This is a genomic window from Rhizobium sp. P2_G2 (genome assembly GCF_056403555.1).
The window spans coordinates 47505-63047 of record NZ_JBFUFF010000016.1 but is presented as its reverse complement, the minus strand read 5'-3'; the positions used below and the strand labels follow the sequence as shown (position 1 = coordinate 63047).

The 15543-nt window shown below is 52.5% G+C and carries 20 protein-coding genes and 1 tRNA gene; 9 read left to right on the top strand and 12 right to left on the bottom strand.

Features of this window, described 5'->3' with window-relative positions:
- Position 1 precedes the first annotated feature (1 nt).
- Both AC1D06_RS14805 and AC1D06_RS14800 read left to right on the top strand, forming a co-directional pair.
- Entirely contained in the window at positions 2-853 is an 852-nt protein-coding gene (locus tag AC1D06_RS14805) for a DUF4435 domain-containing protein (RefSeq protein ID WP_477986789.1), read from the top strand.
- Between the two features lie 547 nt (positions 854-1400).
- Complete coding sequence (locus AC1D06_RS14800; RefSeq protein WP_477986788.1) at positions 1401-2594, top strand: calcium-binding protein; 1194 nt, start codon at positions 1401-1403, stop codon at positions 2592-2594.
- A gap of 430 nt (positions 2595-3024) precedes the next feature.
- Here the strand turns inward: AC1D06_RS14800 and AC1D06_RS14795 are convergent, their stop codons facing one another.
- Together AC1D06_RS14795 and AC1D06_RS14790 are read right to left on the bottom strand one after the other, a co-directional pair.
- Complete coding sequence (locus tag AC1D06_RS14795) at positions 3025-3165, bottom strand: hypothetical protein (protein ID WP_477884424.1); 141 nt, start codon at positions 3163-3165, stop codon at positions 3025-3027.
- 31 nt (positions 3166-3196) lie between these two features.
- Complete coding sequence (locus AC1D06_RS14790) at positions 3197-4495, bottom strand: pilus assembly protein TadG-related protein (protein ID WP_477884422.1); 1299 nt, start codon at positions 4493-4495, stop codon at positions 3197-3199.
- A gap of 538 nt (positions 4496-5033) precedes the next feature.
- Here AC1D06_RS14790 and AC1D06_RS14785 point away from each other — a divergent pair.
- Positions 5034-5354 carry a hypothetical protein gene (locus AC1D06_RS14785; protein WP_477986787.1) on the top strand — a complete coding sequence of 107 codons (321 nt, stop codon included), beginning with the start codon at positions 5034-5036 and terminating at the stop codon, positions 5352-5354.
- A gap of 55 nt (positions 5355-5409) precedes the next feature.
- On the opposite strand, the gene AC1D06_RS14780 is transcribed toward AC1D06_RS14785, so the two are convergent.
- On the bottom strand, positions 5410-5625 hold the full coding sequence (locus AC1D06_RS14780) for a hypothetical protein (protein WP_477986786.1): 216 nt from the start codon (positions 5623-5625) through the stop codon (positions 5410-5412).
- A gap of 194 nt (positions 5626-5819) precedes the next feature.
- On the bottom strand, positions 5820-6077 hold the full coding sequence (locus tag AC1D06_RS14775) for a hypothetical protein (protein WP_477986784.1): 258 nt from the start codon (positions 6075-6077) through the stop codon (positions 5820-5822).
- A 216-nt stretch (positions 6078-6293) separates the two neighbouring features.
- On the opposite strand from AC1D06_RS14775, the gene AC1D06_RS14770 reads away from it, so the two are divergent.
- A complete protein-coding gene (locus AC1D06_RS14770; protein WP_477986783.1) occupies positions 6294-6737 on the top strand; it encodes a helix-turn-helix domain-containing protein in 444 nt (147 codons plus the stop codon).
- Between the two features lie 116 nt (positions 6738-6853).
- A complete protein-coding gene (locus AC1D06_RS14765) occupies positions 6854-7069 on the top strand; it encodes a hypothetical protein (protein ID WP_477986782.1) in 216 nt (71 codons plus the stop codon).
- A gap of 79 nt (positions 7070-7148) precedes the next feature.
- On the opposite strand, the gene AC1D06_RS14760 is transcribed toward AC1D06_RS14765, so the two are convergent.
- The gene (locus AC1D06_RS14760) at positions 7149-8045 is read right to left on the bottom strand and encodes a M10 family metallopeptidase C-terminal domain-containing protein (protein WP_477986781.1); all 897 of its coding nucleotides are present in this window, start codon (positions 8043-8045) and stop codon (positions 7149-7151) included.
- 33 nt (positions 8046-8078) lie between these two features.
- A complete protein-coding gene (locus tag AC1D06_RS14755; protein ID WP_477986780.1) occupies positions 8079-8546 on the bottom strand; it encodes a superinfection immunity protein in 468 nt (155 codons plus the stop codon).
- Positions 8547-8648: 102 nt separating this feature from the next.
- Between AC1D06_RS14755 and AC1D06_RS14750 the strand changes: the two genes are divergently transcribed.
- Positions 8649-8909, top strand: a complete 261-nt coding sequence (locus tag AC1D06_RS14750) for a helix-turn-helix domain-containing protein (protein WP_477986779.1) — start codon at positions 8649-8651, stop codon at positions 8907-8909.
- 14 nt (positions 8910-8923) lie between these two features.
- Here the strand turns inward: AC1D06_RS14750 and AC1D06_RS14745 are convergent, their stop codons facing one another.
- The 3 genes from AC1D06_RS14745 to cpdR1 all read right to left on the bottom strand — a co-directional run bounded on the left by AC1D06_RS14745 (position 8924) and on the right by cpdR1 (position 10581).
- Positions 8924-9922 carry a tyrosine-type recombinase/integrase gene (locus tag AC1D06_RS14745; RefSeq protein WP_477986778.1) on the bottom strand — a complete coding sequence of 333 codons (999 nt, stop codon included), beginning with the start codon at positions 9920-9922 and terminating at the stop codon, positions 8924-8926.
- Between the two features lie 106 nt (positions 9923-10028).
- A tRNA-Val gene (locus AC1D06_RS14740) sits at positions 10029-10103 on the bottom strand.
- Positions 10104-10215: 112 nt separating this feature from the next.
- Positions 10216-10581 (bottom strand): response regulator CpdR1, encoded by a 366-nt coding sequence (gene cpdR1, locus AC1D06_RS14735; RefSeq protein WP_477986777.1) that lies wholly within the window; start codon positions 10579-10581, stop codon positions 10216-10218.
- A 445-nt stretch (positions 10582-11026) separates the two neighbouring features.
- Here cpdR1 and AC1D06_RS14730 point away from each other — a divergent pair, with 445 nt between their 5' ends.
- The 3 genes from AC1D06_RS14730 (at position 11027) to AC1D06_RS14720 (ending at position 13599) form a co-directional block, all read left to right on the top strand.
- A complete protein-coding gene (locus AC1D06_RS14730) occupies positions 11027-11911 on the top strand; it encodes an N-formylglutamate amidohydrolase (protein WP_477878176.1) in 885 nt (294 codons plus the stop codon).
- A 366-nt stretch (positions 11912-12277) separates the two neighbouring features.
- A complete protein-coding gene (hisN, locus tag AC1D06_RS14725) occupies positions 12278-13051 on the top strand; it encodes a histidinol-phosphatase (protein WP_477986776.1) in 774 nt (257 codons plus the stop codon).
- A 95-nt stretch (positions 13052-13146) separates the two neighbouring features.
- Positions 13147-13599: a hypothetical protein gene (locus AC1D06_RS14720; RefSeq protein ID WP_477878174.1), complete on the top strand. Its 453-nt coding sequence runs from the start codon at positions 13147-13149 to the stop codon at positions 13597-13599.
- A gap of 110 nt (positions 13600-13709) precedes the next feature.
- Here the strand turns inward: AC1D06_RS14720 and AC1D06_RS14715 are convergent, their stop codons facing one another.
- The 3 genes from AC1D06_RS14715 to AC1D06_RS14705 all read right to left on the bottom strand — a co-directional run bounded on the left by AC1D06_RS14715 (position 13710) and on the right by AC1D06_RS14705 (position 15364).
- Positions 13710-13958 (bottom strand): hypothetical protein, encoded by a 249-nt coding sequence (locus AC1D06_RS14715; RefSeq protein WP_477878173.1) that lies wholly within the window; start codon positions 13956-13958, stop codon positions 13710-13712.
- A 41-nt stretch (positions 13959-13999) separates the two neighbouring features.
- Positions 14000-14968 (bottom strand): alpha/beta fold hydrolase, encoded by a 969-nt coding sequence (locus AC1D06_RS14710; protein WP_477878172.1) that lies wholly within the window; start codon positions 14966-14968, stop codon positions 14000-14002.
- Between the two features lie 132 nt (positions 14969-15100).
- Positions 15101-15364 (bottom strand): MafI2 family immunity protein, encoded by a 264-nt coding sequence (locus tag AC1D06_RS14705; protein WP_477986820.1) that lies wholly within the window; start codon positions 15362-15364, stop codon positions 15101-15103.
- Between the last annotated feature and the right edge of the window lie 179 nt (positions 15365-15543).

The window sequence follows — 15543 nt, the reverse complement described above, 5'->3', positions numbered from 1 at the left end:
TATGATTAAATATCATGCGCGCGCTGCACGAGCGTTAGGTTTCTTAAAAAATTCGTACAATGATATTGAAATTTACGTGGAGGATACTGCAAACCAGAACATTTGGTTAAGGCTATTGCGGCGACTTATACCAGATGACGTCAATCTAAGTAGCGTCAATATGCTTGGTGGACGACAAAACGTGATCAAGGCGTGCCGGTTGGACCAAGCGACAGACGCGCGCAAGAGGCTTTACATAATCGATGGCGATTTTGACCATGTCTTAGGACGCCGGAAGCCAAGTTTGAAGCATTTGCACCGTTTGGACGCATACTGCCTTGAAAATATTCTTATAAATGAGGACTATCTAAGGGAGATTGTAATCGATTTTTGCTCGAACACATCTGCAAGTGTCGCGGATTCTTTGCTGGACTATCACGGTGTTCTTGAACAATTTGAAACGCCATTGCGAGCGCTATTTTTAGTATACGCTATTGCCACGAAGCTGAAAGCAAAAGTCAAAAGCGTTGGGCTTGGCTCTGGCTTGCTTTTGGATAGCACGCCTGAAAAGATAAGATTTTCGGCCCAAAAAATTCTTTCTCGGGCAAAGGAAATACTCAAGAAACTTGTGAAGCAACATGGCTATTCATCGGTGAAGAAGGTTGCAAGGGAACTTCAAGGCCGTGCCATGAACTTACCGGTCCGAAAGGTTGTATCGGGCAAGGAGTATCTTTTTCAGCCAATGTTTCTGCATTTGAGAAGAGCGTGTCGATTTAACGGCTCTGAAGATAATCTAAAAGTTTTACTCGCAAAAGAGGTCCAAGCACATCGCGAGTCGGTACTATCCCATGCACTCAAAGCCGCTTTGGCATAATGCGTAAATTCGGGCTATAGCATGGCGTGCGCGAAATAAGGCTTGCCGAAATAGGTGGGCGGCGCGATCGTGTTCGATCGGTTTCGCGATAGATATAGATGGCTGCATAAAGAAAACCGGCACATTGCAAGCGACATCCGGTCTAAATGCGCTGATTTATTGGTTTTTCTGAATTTTAATGTCCAAGCCCGCCGCGTGGCAGGCAAATGATCTGAATTACTGAAACTTAGCAATCGTCAAAGGTTGAAGAGATTGCATATCGTTCTTGGACGAAAGACGGCCAGTTACGACACGCGTCATTCAAAGGCTTTCGGGAACCGGAAGATGAAGCAACAATTTTCAAGGTGCCAGAGTGATCTGTCGTTCGCTTTTCCTTGCATCGGCACGTTAATGAACAGCTTTTGACTGCACCTTTGCAGAACATGTACTTGCCCAAGTTTTGGATTAGATGGCTTCCAAATAATGTCGGTCTACTTTTTTAGACTTGACTAAAGTCTTTGCCATGGCAGGTTGGAAACAACCGTTATTTGGCCTTTGGGGAGACGAAATGACCACCATTACTGAATATCAGACCGATATTGAGACAATGTCTGGCAGCAATCTCAATCTAATCATCGCTCAAACCGGCACAATATCCGTTATCCAGTCGTCGGGAATGCAAATCGCGGCTGTTGACGAGAGTGGCTCGGATAATAGTCTTACCGTGATGGGTAGCATTTGGCAATTTCCCGGCTCCAACCATGGCGGTTTCGGYGTTAGATCAAGTGGTGCCAACTTCACTCTGGCTGTAGCAAAGGGCGGATTCATACAAGGCAATTCAGGAGCCGAGATCGACGGTTCAAACGCACAGGTTATCAATAACGGCACCATCAGTGGTTTTGGATTTTCCTCGTTTGGCGTGTCTATAGGTGGTGGTAGCATTGAAAATCACGGCACCATCAGCGGATTGAGTTCGGCAATCGACGTAACGCGTGCCACGGCCATTGTGAATGACGGTTCCATTTTGTCCAGCAACGACGGCATTCAAATGAATGTTCTCACCACGGACGCTTTGACCGTCACCAATCACGGCGTGATCCATGCAAACGCCGCAATCTCGTCGTCGGATGGTAATGACAAGATCGTCAATGAGGGCGTGATCATTGGCGGTATCTTCCTGAATGACGGCAAAGACGTTGTCGATACACGCGGTGGTACGATCAAGGGCGAGATATTTACAGGTGACGGCAACGACACGCTGATCACGGATAATGCAAAAATTACGCTGTCAGAGGATGATACAAGTCAGGGCGGATTGGACACGGTGAAATCCACTGTCAATTATACTCTGAATGCGAACGTTGAAGTGCTTCAACTGATCGGGAAATCCAACATCAATGGTACCGGAACCGACACCAACGTTGGACGGGAATATCTCAATGGCAATAGTGACAACAACACTCTTAGCGGCCTTGGCGGTAACGATGTGTTAGATGGTGGCGCTGGCAAAGACACTCTTTTCGGTGGCACGGGACTCGATCTTTTTGTGTTCAAAAAAGGCTATGGCGTCGATACCGTTCAGGACTTCCATCACAACGACGGCGACCTTATCATCGTGGACGGTGTGAGCGATTACAGCCAGATCGAAAACAAATTGGAGAAGCATGGGAAGGATACCTGGCTGAACATGGGCCATGGCGACATCCTTGTCTTGCACCACATCAACATCAACAATCTCGACCATACCGACTTCGGTCTGTGACAGCCTAAATTCTCCAGCGCGGTGACGATATGCGCCACTATCCAAAGCGGAAGAAATGGCAATGCCAAGAGGATGGCCATCCCAACTGTCCAAAGAAAATATCAACGAGACATACTCTGTATGTGAACACGTGCGTCCTTTTGAAAATTCCAGCCAGCCATGGTGATCGACTCCGCCACAACCGGGAGAAGCTGTATTATGTACACATCACCGGTTAGTAGCTCAATATCTTTTGCGTGACGGTAAAGCTTGGCCGTTGGCAGATGCGCTGGCGCGCATCAGTTGGATATTTGCAAATAGCTTTATCCGCCGAAATAGGCGCCGGCATATGGACATTATAGAGAAATCGCCCGAAATGGCGGAAAGACAAATCAATCCCAATGGTCACATGGCGCTTCGTCATCACGTTGCGATGAGCGCTTTGAGCCATCTAAATACGCTCAACCGCCCTTGCGATGACGTTGTGAACAACAGGTTGTTCTAAAGCAATAAACCCGCGGTACATGGTAGCAAAGAAAAATAATCCGCCAATCCACACGACAGCGACAACAATCTTCTGCGATTTCGGCATCACTTACCTCTAAAGTTCGCGCCGCTTCAAGTTATCCCGTCAATTTCGGCAAGTTGATCACCTTTAGAAACAATGCGTTCATTGCTTCTTCGATGCCGTCGGAAGGGCTGACTTCGAAGAACAAGCCATCCGACGCACAAGCTTTCATTGCCGGATTGATTTCGTCGCGGAACGGTTTGATATAGGTGTTGTACCAAGAGTTTTTCGTAATCGGTTGGTAGGTCGTGTAGAGAACGGCAATTTCCACACCGTTCTTTTTGATCTTGTCACACGTATCGTAATCCAGCGGCTGCTGGCATCTGCCGGCACTTGCACCGCTCGTGGTCTTCTTCTTGCAGCCGCCGTTCTTGTAACTGTCGTTTACCCCATCAGAGACGAGGAACAGCACCTTCTGGCGGTCGGATGCTGTCAGGCCGGTGCCACCCTTGCCAACTTCGGTTTTCACGTCACCAAGGAATTTGTCGAAATCCGTTTGTTGGTCATCGTTGTAACCCTGATAAGGAATCGTCATCAAATCCATCAGTGCCGTTTGGTCTGACACCTGATCGAGATTCGACGACATGCTGGCGACATTAGTCAATTGCACATTTCGAGCGGAAGCACCCATGGAATACACTGCCATCCGATATTGATCCGAATATCTTCGCGTTTGTTGTGCAGTGTCCATCATGGCTTGTGCGGCTTTTCGAACCAATTGAACACGCAACGTAATGCCGAGCCTTTTGGCGAGTGCGTAATAGTCGGTAGTACTGTTTTCGATGTGGCACGCAAATGCGCACGTGTCAGAGGTATTCGCTTCAAGCGTAGAAATGTCTGTCGTGGTGGCCGCCAAACCCATCGATGGCGAATTGTCGAGCATCAGATAGAAATCCACATAGGTTGCCGCCACATAGCTTCCTTGCGCGGTTCCTCCCACGACGATGCTGTTTATGCCAAGCACTCCCAAGAATGAGGTTGGCACGTTTGCACTGAACGCGGCTTCCGACGTAAATTGGTTGCCGACGCGTTTCACCTTTATGGAAGACGATTTCAGATAGGCCGCATATTTCGGATCAAGATTGGCAGTAAAGAACGCCTGTGCATCTTTCGTTCCAACATCGACTTCACCGTCTGTCACGTTTTGCAATCCGGCAATGACGCCGACCGACTGTTCGGCAAGCGCGCTTATCGCGGCGGCATCGGCGGAATTCTGAAGGTGGCTTTTCACTGCCAATGCATAGCCATAATCGGTGACCGTGCCTAAGCCAACAACGATCGGCAGAGCTAGCAATCCGGCCATTAGACCAAAGTTGCCGGATCGGCTCGACCACAAATTTTTTAGCGTAATCATTGCTATCCCCAGCATTTTCAGGGATTCAAGCAAAGCTTTATTGAGAGTTTCCTAATTGAAGGTCATCGAATGCAAACCCGACCTGTCCGCCCAAGACAAATCCGATCGGATGGTTATGGCAAGGTTAGTCACTGCCCGCTTGCAGTTGTGTGCATCCAGYGACGACGAACCGAGGCGTGAAGTGCGACGTAACGCGCTTTCGGTCAGAGGCTTGATCTTACGGAAGGCGAGTTGGCAATATGACTTGCGGTCCAACTGTGGATCGTCCCTTAAACCCAAAAGTGCTGCTTGCGTCCGTTCGTCTTTCGATTGCCTTAGGCCGCTGGCTATCAGGATTCCGGAAGACACGTACAAAGTCGTGCCATAGGCCACGGACGACCGCGGCGCATGCGGGTGTGTCCTTGCAGTTGCGCCAGAACTTGACGACGATCAAGTAAAATATGTTTAGCTGTATGGAACCAAAGTAGGCGTCGGCGCTTTCGGCGTCGGCGAGAATAGGCACGGCCATCGAATTGCAGTTATGGGCGGGAACTTTCCAATGATGTATCGCGCTGTGGGAATGTATCTCAAGGAATTGCATGTGCAATCACCTATCCAGTACCGATTTCCCGTGCGGATTTTGCGATCCGACATATCCGCAAGCGCGATAATCACGACAGTTGGGACATCGGAAATCGGCACCGCTACCGAAATTGAATTCCAATTCCTTCTGCCAAATGCACCCGATATCATTCGAGGCGACCAGATCGAAGTTGAACCCGGATACTTCATTGGGGTTGTTACAAGAGCCGCTGTCTTGGCGCAACAAAGCAAAAGAGCGCGCTTGAGTGTCGCGGCAACGGCGAGCCGCAAAGCCTGAAAACTATTCGGCGTCACGAACGCCGCTTCCGATGCCTTGCCGAAACTCGCGGCATTCAGCGACTAAGACGCTCTTGTGCTATGGCCTTACAACGTCCTAAAAGCTCGGTTTCGTCGAGGGTTCCATGTTCGAACTCGCGCACGATCATGGATGCAAAAGTGAATTCATTGTCTTGGTTCTTGCTGAACCAAGATTCCCTAACAATGCTGTCAAACACCCGCCGAACCAACGCGAGTTGGTCGGGCTGCAACACGACATTCGAGAACGGCATAGGACACTTCCTAATTTAGAAAGGGCAAACGCAATACCAGCCGAAACGTGGCTGTCACATGAACGGAACCGCCTTACAATTATGCCATAAGTGCTTCCGGTTCAAAGGAATGAGTTTCCGCGTGTTCCGAAAACTTGACCTTTGCAGCCGCCAAACAAATCAGGCGAAATTCGTCGATTGATCGCGTTACAGTTTCACGATCGCGGTTGGCCGCATGTTGATCCCAAACGAAATCGCTCTTTCGCAACAGCCTCACCGGCCAGCCTAAGCATATCGCGGGAAAGCTGATCACGCCGGTACATTTCGATCAATGTTTTTGCAAGCCGCTTAGGATTGTCGCCGGACCTGTCAAACCACGGTTCCGCAATCACTTCTTTGAAGACAGCTTGCACCAAAGCAATTTGATCAGGACGAAAAACGCCAGCACCAACCAACTCTGTCTCCATCCGCATTGGCTTCTCCTTAGAGCGCCTTTCAATACGATTTATTTTATCGCAAAACGGAAATCCGGCTACTGAAATGTGGCATAAAATGCCGTTTTGTACGATATCGCACCGGAACTTTTGGGCGGCCTATTTTGCGGATAAAACCGGGAAAAGGATTCCGGGCTTTGCATTTTTGGGCTACCAATTTGCAGAATCGTTGACTTGCATTGGAAGGAAACCACTATGCCAGAAACACCCAATCCGGCAGACGTTTATGCGGGATCGAAGCTTCGGCTGCAGAGACAACTTCGAAATATGAGTCAGACAGCGCTGGCAGATGCATTGGGCATCACGTTTCAACAGGTGCAAAAATACGAAAAAGGCAAAAACCGCATCAGCGCCAGCCGTCTTCAAACGATCTGCAAGATTTTAGGCGTCCAAATCAGCTTCTTCTTCGAAGATGGCGACAATCAGCCAACCGGTGCGACGAATGGTGAACCGGAAAATTCGAGCATTGCACCATTTTTGCGATCGAAAGACAGCGTTGCCTTAAACAAGCACTTCATCGCGATCAAGGATGCCGGCAAACGTCGTGCCGTTCTGGAGTTGGTGAAGGCGTTGGCGGAAGCGGAACAGAACGGCAAGTCGGAATTGGTTACTGAAGCTGCCGAGATTGAATTGGCTTAAGAAAGTTCCGGCAGAGGACAGTCTTTTGGTGCACAATTCCGCACAGAAATCTGAATTTTCTCTAATATTAGGAACATTGCACATACGTCGGCATTCCGGTGTCAAGGAGCCGGAAAATGCAAATCGACAGGAAACATTATCAGATAATTTTCGATCCAGTCGCCAAAGGCGCGGTCATTCTTCGAAAGGACAAAACCGCCTATCTGAATGGACCGTTTGCAACATTCGCCGAAGCTGAAGCGGCTGCATTTGAGTATCTGGAGTCGAACCACGGGCTACCAAATGAGAATGGCGAAGCCGAACAAAAATCCCGGCCAAAGAACCGGGATTGAAGTTTGAATGGATGGATGTGCAATAAACCGATCGGATGCAAAAAAGTTCCCATTCGCACCATCGGGATTAATACTATCTTCACAGCAAGAAATCAGCAGCCTGCAAATGAATAGCGCCTTCCAAATGGATAACCATGTTGGCCTTTCCATTGCCGTCGGTGTCAATGAAAACCGTTGTTGAAGCATGGGCAATTTCATACCGGACTTCCGGCACATGATCAGAAAAGGCCTTGGTGCCGACGAATTCGAATTGGCTTTTGATCAAGTCGGAAAGGTCGATCCTGTCGTGTTGCTTTTGGGAGAAGTCGTGGATCGTATCGGAAACGGCGGAAGTGGATTCGCTGCCGAATTCGTAAACGAAGAAATCGGCGCCAGAGCCACCAAAAAGGCTGTCGGCACCATTGCCACCTTGAATGTGATCCGAGCCGCCTAAGCCTTTTAGGGTGTCATTGCCGCCGCTTCCAAAGAAGATGTTGGCCTTGTTTGTGCCGGTGATTTCGTCTTTTCCCGATGTGCCTAATAGCTGATCAGCTTCAATCAGCGAATAAAGGCCGTTATTGACAGCCACGTCGTTCCACTGTCCAGCTTTTCCTAATCCGCCGCCGGGCGACGGCCAATCGTCCAGACCAAACGCCATGCCGTCTTGATCGTGAAAATTGTCCGGTTCGCCACCATATCCCCAATTTGTGTATGTGACTTTGGAACCGTCCGACCAAACCCATTTGCCTTCTGTGGCGATATCGTTGCCGCCGATCCACACGTATTCGGCATTTCCGCCATCTGGAGCGACATAATGTTGCGGCCAACTCTTCATGTCTTGCTGAAGAAATTTGAAGATTGCAGCGTTCTCGCCCTTGGATGAAATTTCAGCCAAGTAGCCRCCATTCGCGACCGCGTTCGAATTCGCATCCGACCAGTTCAAAGGCGCTTTGATAACCTCATACGAATGGCCGCCGAAGTAGAGAATTCCCGACATAATTTCCTCTCTCAATTTAGATGCTATTTCGATTTAAGAGATGCTTTTCAGAGCATCAGCTTTGAGAAGCGCAAATTCCGCTTCAGTGATGACGCCACTGTCGAGCATGGCCTTCAGATCGGCGATGCGTTCCGAAACGCTCTTGCTTGCCACGGAATTGGCCGCTGGCGCGTTGTGAGCCTTCATCGCGGCTCCAGTGGCGGATTTGTCGGAAACGATCATGACGGGCTGTGTGGTTTTACCGCATGCCCAAATCAAGGCCCAAAACCAGCCGATCAGAGTCCAACCGAAAAGTAAATCAATGAGAATGATTGCCGGTTTGCTTGGATGCTTGCGCCAATAGGCGATTAGAGACGGCAAGATGTAGAGAAAAATCAGCACCGCAACCGCTTCGCGATTTTGTTCGAGGAACGTCGGGGAAGCCGATTGAGCATAGGCAATGGCCGGAACGACAGTGAGGAGTCCGGTAAAATGAACAGTTTTCAAGGTATCCGATTGCACCGCCGAATCTCCCGTTGTTAGGCGCATACTTAATTATGGTCCTATCTAACGTCGTTCAGTTTGACGTAGATTGTCAAGGCTAATTTCTTCCAGTTGCTTCGTATGGAAGCACAGAAGATTTTGGCGTGGAACATCAGGAAGCAGCGAGGTTTGCGCGGTATCTCGCAAGAAAAGCTCGCTATGGAAGCAGGCGTCGAACGTGCCTATTTTGGCAAATTGGAACGCGGGTCCGAAAATGTGACCGTGGCAATTGTTGATGCAATAGCCACGGCTCTTGGTATTCCCGTTGCTGAACTGTTCCGATTACCGTTGCCGGGTGAGGAGCCTCCAAAAGCTCTGAAGGCCGGCCGAAAGCGTGATTGACAGTCTGGTTGTCGCTAAAGCGAAACCTTCTCAAACTTTGCGAGAATAGATCTTTGCGTTGCGTGAGCATACCGGAACAGCATCCGAACGTCCTTGTGACCGCTGACTAGCGCCACTTCCGGCGTTGTTAGCCCTAGCTCGAAAAGTCGGCTGATTGCTTCATGCCGGAGATCATGAAAGTGAAGGTTCAGAACATTTGCTTTTCGGCATAGCCTGACCCATGAAAGGCGCAAAGCAGTTTCTGTGACAGTAAACAGACGTTCATTTTTAGACTGGCGAAGCCGGTCCGCCAAAATCTGTTTGGCTTTTGCAGTCAGAGGGATTGTGCGTTTTTCTCCATTCTTGGTCTCTGGCACAATCAGCAGGGAGCGAGTGAAATCGATATGCTCGCGGCGAATGCGAAGTAGCTCACCACGACGCATGGCGGTTTCGACAGCGAGAGAGAAAAGTGGTTTGATATAGTCAATTCGCATTTCCTCGCTCTCGGAAGCGAGACGTAATTCCTCGAATAGCTCCAGCCTTCTTTCTCGCCTTTGGTCGTGGGGCTTCAGCTTCAATTTTGCAACTGGATTTTGTGAAATGGGAATATCCCAAACATCTCGCGCCACTTCGAACATATTCTGTAAGGGTGACAACTGTCGAGAAAGTGACTTGGGCGAAATCTTCGATAATCGTTCATCGCGATAGCTGGTCCAGTCGTTTTGCGTGATCCTCGCGATGAGTTTCTCGCACAGCGAATGCCTTAGGAATGCCTTTAAGATTGCGGTTTCGATCTTTGCGGATTTCTTGCGGCAAACAATTTCGTCTAAGTACCGCTGAACCAAAACTCCTAGTGTCAGAGTTTCGAGGATTTTTGGATCACTCGGCATGTCTCTTCGATCGGCTTTAGCCTCCATTGAACGCGCCCATTCGGCCGCATCAGATTTTTTCGTGAATGTTCTCGATATTGCAGGGAAGCCTTTGCGGCGTATCTGAACCTGCCATTTTCCATTTTTCTTCCGAATTGTTGCCATCGCTGTAATCCACTGTGACCAGAGTGTGACCAGCAGCCGATTTGCATGACCAAGGCCCCAGATCGGGCCTTGCCGCAAACTATTGAATTTAAAGGAAGAAAAAGGATGGTGGGCGTGACAAGGATCGAACTTGTGACCCCTACGATGTCAACGTAGTGCTCTCCCGCTGAGCTACACGCCCATCCGATGGCGGCGCATATCCCACAGAAGCCTGGAGCGGTCAACAGCTTTTTTGGGCTTCTGTGAAAACTTTGCGACAGGCGCTGGATTGCAGCGCCTTGCCAGGGCTGTGGTCAGGCGGCAGCCAGCATCTTGTTGACCTCGTCGACGAGGTCGCGCAGGTGGAAGGGCTTGGACAGCACCTTGGCATCCTTCGGCGCCTGCGAATCGGGGTTCAGCGCCACGGCGGCGAAGCCGGTGATGAACATCACCTTGAGGTCGGGATCGAGCTCGGTGGCGCGGCGCGCCAGCTCGATGCCGTCCATTTCCGGCATGACGATGTCGGTGAGGAGCAGCGAGAACGGCTCCTCACGCAAGCGGTCATAGGCGCTGGCGCCATTGTCATAGGAGATGACCTTGTAACCGGCCTTTTCCAGCGCCTTGACCAGAAAACGGCGCATGTCGTTATCGTCTTCGGCGAGAAGTATTTTTTGACTCATCTTTACGTCGTGACCTGTGTGGACCAGAAGGAGGTTTCCAGCGAATGTACGGATGCCGGGGTAAAAATCCAGTGAATCCATTCGCTGATCCCGGACAAATGTCAATTTGCCGGGCGGAATTATCGATTAACATGCTTTACGCCGGACTGCCGCGCTTGTCGAGCGGGCGTTCACCGGTGCCAGCGCATGCCGCCCGAAAGTGGTTTCCGGCTTCGGGATAACGGCATGCGCAAAATAAAAAGCATGCCGCCCGAAAGTGGTTTGCGGTTTCGGGACAACGGCATGCACAAAAATAAAAGAGATAAAGCGCGTCACTCTAATCCAAAAACAGGCGTCGCGCCTTGGAATTGACGTGGGTGGGGCATTCAAGACTCTGGACTTGCGCTGCGGCTACTGGCAACATGGCAAATCAACGATATGTCGCGGGTAGAGCCCGGGGAGCCGGATGGTCTGGGATTTCAGGGAAGGGGAACTGTTCGACATCTGGGAGCCGCCACAGCAGCATATCCCTCTGGTTCTCAATTCCCCTCATAGCGGCCGCATCTATCCGCGCATCTTTGTCGAGAATTCCCGGCTCGACCAGAGCGGCATCCGCCGTTCGGAAGATTTTTTCGTCGATGAGCTGTTCTCTTCCGGGGTGGGGCTCGGTGCGCCGATGCTCTGTGCCAATTTCCCGCGCGCCTATGTCGACGTCAACCGCGAGCCCTATGAACTCGACCCGAAAATGTTCGACGGCCTGTTGCCGCCGTTTGCCAATACCAGCTCGATACGCGTCGCCGGCGGGCTCGGCACGGTGCCGCGCATCGTGGCGGAGAACATGGAGATCTATAAGCAGAAGCTGCCGGTCGATGAGGCCTTGCAGCGCGTCGAGCAGATCTACAAGCCCTATCATGCGGCTCTGAGGAGGCTGATTGCCCGCACGCATGCGCAGTTCGGCCGGGCGGTGCTGATCGATTGCCATTCCATGCCCGGCAATATCCGGCTTTCCGGCAGCGGCATCCGGCCGGATTTCATCATCGGCGACCGCTACGGCACCTCGGCTTCATCCGATCTGTCGCGCCTGGCGCTGCGGCTGCTGGAGGATATGGGTTTTGCCGCGGTGCGCAACAAGCCCTATGCCGGCGGCTTCATCACCGAGCATTACGGCCGGCCGGCGCGCAACCTGCATGCGCTGCAGATCGAGATCAACCGCTCGCTCTATATCGACGAGACGACGCTGAAGAAGAAATCCGACTTCATGCGGGTGGTGCTGGCCGTGCAGCACTTTCTCGAAAGTTTTGCGGCGGAAATCGGTGCCGGCGGCGAAAGCCTGCCCTTCGCGGCAGAATAGAGCTGCTGCTTCCGTAAAAACGCCGCCAAGCGCTTGCGCACATCCTTGACCAAAGACCGGCGGCGTTCATGAGATATGCACCAGCCAAAAAAGAACCGCGCTCAAAAGCGCGGTCAAGTCTAGGGAGGAAACACCCAAGGAGGGCATTTACAGCCGGTAAGGACTGTAAGGAAAAAGTTACTGCTGCATTGCGGAATAGTCAAGCGGAATGACGAAATAAACCGCCTAAAAAATAGCATATTGGAATATCTGTACTTTTTTTGTGCGATGGGCGAAATTTTCGCCAGCCGAATGGCCGTACCTGTCTTGAAAATGATCGGACCGGTCTCGTATGACAGGATTGTTTTTGAGAGATAGGGTCACTCCATGCTGCCAGACCGTGCTTTTTTCGACAGGCTCGCCGATGCGGCGAAGGCTGAGACGTTGCCGCGCTTCCGTTCAGGCCTCCGGGTGGTGGACAAGGGCGGGCAATATTACGATCCGGTGACCGAAGGCGACCAGGCGGCGGAAACGGCGATCCGCTCGCTGATCGAAGCGTCCTTTCCGGATCACGGCATTCTGGGCGAGGAGCATGGGTCGGTCGGGCTCGATCGGGAATTCGTCTGGGTGATCGATCCGATCGACGGCACGCGTGCCTTCATTTCCGGCGTGCCGGTCTGGGGCACGCTGATCGGCCTCTGGCAGGAGGGTAGGGCGCGGATGGGACTGATCGACCAGCCGTTTACCGGCGAGCGCTATTTCGCCGATGGCGAGCGCTCGCACTATCGCGGCCCGGGCGGCGATCGGGTGCTGCAGACTTCGACCTGCAGAACCGTCACCGACGCGATCATGTTCACCACGTCGCCGCATCTGTTCAAGGACGAGGACGACCGGCGCTATCGTAGCGTCGAGAGCCGGTCGAGGCTTTTTCGCTACGGCACCGATTGTTATGCCTATGCGCTGCTGGCGGCCGGCCATGTCGACCTGGTGGTGGAGAATTCGCTGAAACCTTACGATGTCGGCGGCATCATCCCCGTGGTCGAACAAGCCGGCGGCGTCATGACCGGCTGGGACGGCGGCCGGCCGGAAATGGGCGGTTATATCGTGGCGGCGGCGACGCCTGAACTGCATGCGGAGGTGCTGGAGTTGCTAAACGGGTGATCCCGGCGTTTTGGCGCTCGCGAGTACGTCTATTCCGAAACCGGTTGCCACTTTCGGAGGGCATGCTCCATTGTGCAATCTTAATGAAGAGAGCAATGATGGGCCACTATATTCTGCGATACATTCCAGCCGATCCATTCTGGCAACCATCTCCGGAGGATGCAGCGAAGGCGGTTTCCGTGTTGGCGGCGATTGCCCCAGAGGCGGAAGATGTGCAGCCGATCTTCGAAGACAAGGTTGTGTTTTACGATTCCGGTGAAAACTGGTCTGGAGTGGAATGCAGTGCTTGCGGTGCAGACGCTGAGGACTGGTGGGCAGAGGCTATGGACACTGCCTTTGCCGATGAGTTCAAAAACCTTAGCGTCAAGACTCCTTGCTGCGACGCCATCGTTTCTTTGAACGACTTGCGCTATATCTGGCCAGTCGGATTTGGTCGCTTTGCACTGGAGGCGCATAACCCCAACATTGGCGATACGTCAGAGGAACAGGACCAGCGTATCGCGGAAAGCCTTGGAAATCCGGTACGCAAAATATGGGTAAGCATTTAAGCGTCAACGCTTTCGGCTTTCGGCAACCTCTCAATTCCCATAGACACCATCGGCTGTGCATCCGAGCTTACAAGGGCCGAATTCTGTCTGGTGAAGTGCTCCTTGACGGACTATGCAAGCCCAAAAGCTTCGGGAAGACCTTCTACGAACACGCGCTGTGGCTGCTCATAAGCGATGGACAATCCGACAATCTGCTTTGCCAGTTGYTGCTGGTCACCTTCTGTCATCTGTCGTAGCTCAGCCGCGAGCTGTTCCATCGCTTCGACGGCCGCGTCTTCATCGAGAAGCTCGGCGGCACTGTATTCAAGGAACACGGCCATATCGACGATGGCTTTGACGAGATGTGCATCGATATTCATTGTGTTTTCTCCAAGAACCGCTTCGCCTTTCTGCGGGCCTCTCAATCCCCCGTAAACACCATCGGCTCCGCGTCCGAGCCCGGAATGAACGCCTCGATGGCGCCTAGCGTCTGGGCGCGAAAAACGTCGCGTTCGTTGAACAGTTCGTGCTTGGCGCCGGAAATGGTGATCAGCTTGCCCGCGCGGAAGATCCGCGACAATTGCTCGAAATAGTAATAGGGCACGACCTCGTCGTTGGATGGCGCCAGCACGAGGCAGGGGATTTCGATCTTGCGCAGGAAATCCATCGTCACCACCCGCTCGATCATGTCCATCATCACGGCGATCCAGCGCGCCGTGGGCGGGCCGAGGCCGAGTTCGGGAAATTGCTTGACGATCGTCTGGTTGCGCTCGAAGCGGACGCGGTCGGAGGTGAGATTGTTGCCGTCGAACTTCCGGTCGCGCAGCGTATCCTTGATGAATTGCGCCCAGCCGAAGCCGGTCAGCGTGGCGGCATTGGCGAGGAATTTGAGCAACCAAAGCGGCACGCCATAGCCCTTGCCGCCGACGAAGGGCGCTGTCAGCACCATGCGCTCGATGCGGTTGGCAAGCCGCGGCGCCGATTTCATCGCCACCAGCGCACCCATGGAATGGGCGATGATGAAGAAGGGCAGCTTGGCGTCGGGCAGGACCACGGTTTCGATGAAGGTGTCGAGGTCGCGTTCGAGATCGGAGAAGCGGCGCACATGGCCGCGGCGCGAATCTTTGAGGAGCCGCGCCGAGCCGCCTTGGCCGCGCCAGTCGAAGGTTGCGACCCAGAGCCCCATGGCGGTGAGATCGTTGATCGTCTCGAAATATTTCTCGATCGATTCATTGCGGCCCTGCAAGAGTATGATCGTGCCCTTGGGCACCTGGGAGCCCGAGCGGAACACGGCATAGCGCAGCTTGCGGCCATCGAAGGCTTTGAAATAACCGGCGAAAAAGCTTGATGGCAGGGGATTGCCCGGCGTGGCGTGCAGGATGTCCGTCATGGGAACCGAATTCTTGTGTCCGGTGGCACTATTACGATTCGGCAGGGGGATGACAAGGTTATTGGTGGGGGATGAGGGAGCGCTTTGCCCAGGAAACAGACTTGGGAATGCCGTTGCGCGGATTGCCGACAGTCAGCCGGAGGCCGCATCTCGTTCTCGACGCCAGTACAGAACCCGCGCCGGCGATGTCGGATGCATGAGGTCTTCAGACGTAATTACAATCCGAATGCTGCGCGGTTCCGGGCCGCTTTGCAGCGCGTCCCATTCGTATGCGAAGTCTTCGATCTCCTCTCGATCCTCAGCGTCCTCGCGTTCCAGATCGAATGTGATGACCCACTCTCTGCCATCGTGATCCAAAGTGACTCTGCGAAAATTCGGAGACACCATACCGAGCATGGCTTGCACGGTTACAAATGATTGGTAATTCCAGTCTTCAAGAACAGGTCCCGTTGGCATGCTGAACGATTAGACGCGCCAGCATGCAACGGCAAGCATGATCGATTGGGATCAAGAGCGGCCGAGATCGTCCGAGCCGCTTTGCGCCATGAGCAGACATCGTCGCAGAGCGACGGCTC

Excerpts from the sequence above, each read along its gene's own strand:
- AC1D06_RS14790 (WP_477884422.1), bottom strand. The coding sequence starts at position 4,495 with ATGATTACGCTAAAAAATTTGTGGTCGAGCCGATCCGGCAACTTTGGT.
- AC1D06_RS14705 (WP_477986820.1), bottom strand. The coding sequence starts at position 15,364 with ATGCTCGGTATGGTGTCTCCGAATTTTCGCAGAGTCACTTTGGATCAC.
- hisN (WP_477986776.1), top strand. The coding sequence starts at position 12,278 with ATGCTGCCAGACCGTGCTTTTTTCGACAGGCTCGCCGATGCGGCGAAG.
- AC1D06_RS14795 (WP_477884424.1), bottom strand. The coding sequence starts at position 3,165 with ATGCCGAAATCGCAGAAGATTGTTGTCGCTGTCGTGTGGATTGGCGGA.
- AC1D06_RS14745 (WP_477986778.1), bottom strand. The coding sequence starts at position 9,922 with ATGGCAACAATTCGGAAGAAAAATGGAAAATGGCAGGTTCAGATACGC.
- AC1D06_RS14780 (WP_477986786.1), bottom strand. The coding sequence starts at position 5,625 with ATGCCGTTCTCGAATGTCGTGTTGCAGCCCGACCAACTCGCGTTGGTT.
- AC1D06_RS14730 (WP_477878176.1), top strand. The coding sequence starts at position 11,027 with ATGGTCTGGGATTTCAGGGAAGGGGAACTGTTCGACATCTGGGAGCCG.
- AC1D06_RS14765 (WP_477986782.1), top strand. The coding sequence starts at position 6,854 with ATGCAAATCGACAGGAAACATTATCAGATAATTTTCGATCCAGTCGCC.
- cpdR1 (WP_477986777.1), bottom strand. The coding sequence starts at position 10,581 with ATGAGTCAAAAAATACTTCTCGCCGAAGACGATAACGACATGCGCCGT.
- AC1D06_RS14770 (WP_477986783.1), top strand. The coding sequence starts at position 6,294 with ATGCCAGAAACACCCAATCCGGCAGACGTTTATGCGGGATCGAAGCTT.
- AC1D06_RS14750 (WP_477986779.1), top strand. The coding sequence starts at position 8,649 with ATGGAAGCACAGAAGATTTTGGCGTGGAACATCAGGAAGCAGCGAGGT.
- AC1D06_RS14710 (WP_477878172.1), bottom strand. The coding sequence starts at position 14,968 with ATGACGGACATCCTGCACGCCACGCCGGGCAATCCCCTGCCATCAAGC.
- AC1D06_RS14805 (WP_477986789.1), top strand. The coding sequence starts at position 2 with ATGATTAAATATCATGCGCGCGCTGCACGAGCGTTAGGTTTCTTAAAA.
- AC1D06_RS14785 (WP_477986787.1), top strand. The coding sequence starts at position 5,034 with ATGATGTATCGCGCTGTGGGAATGTATCTCAAGGAATTGCATGTGCAA.
- AC1D06_RS14775 (WP_477986784.1), bottom strand. The coding sequence starts at position 6,077 with ATGCGGATGGAGACAGAGTTGGTTGGTGCTGGCGTTTTTCGTCCTGAT.
- AC1D06_RS14720 (WP_477878174.1), top strand. The coding sequence starts at position 13,147 with ATGATGGGCCACTATATTCTGCGATACATTCCAGCCGATCCATTCTGG.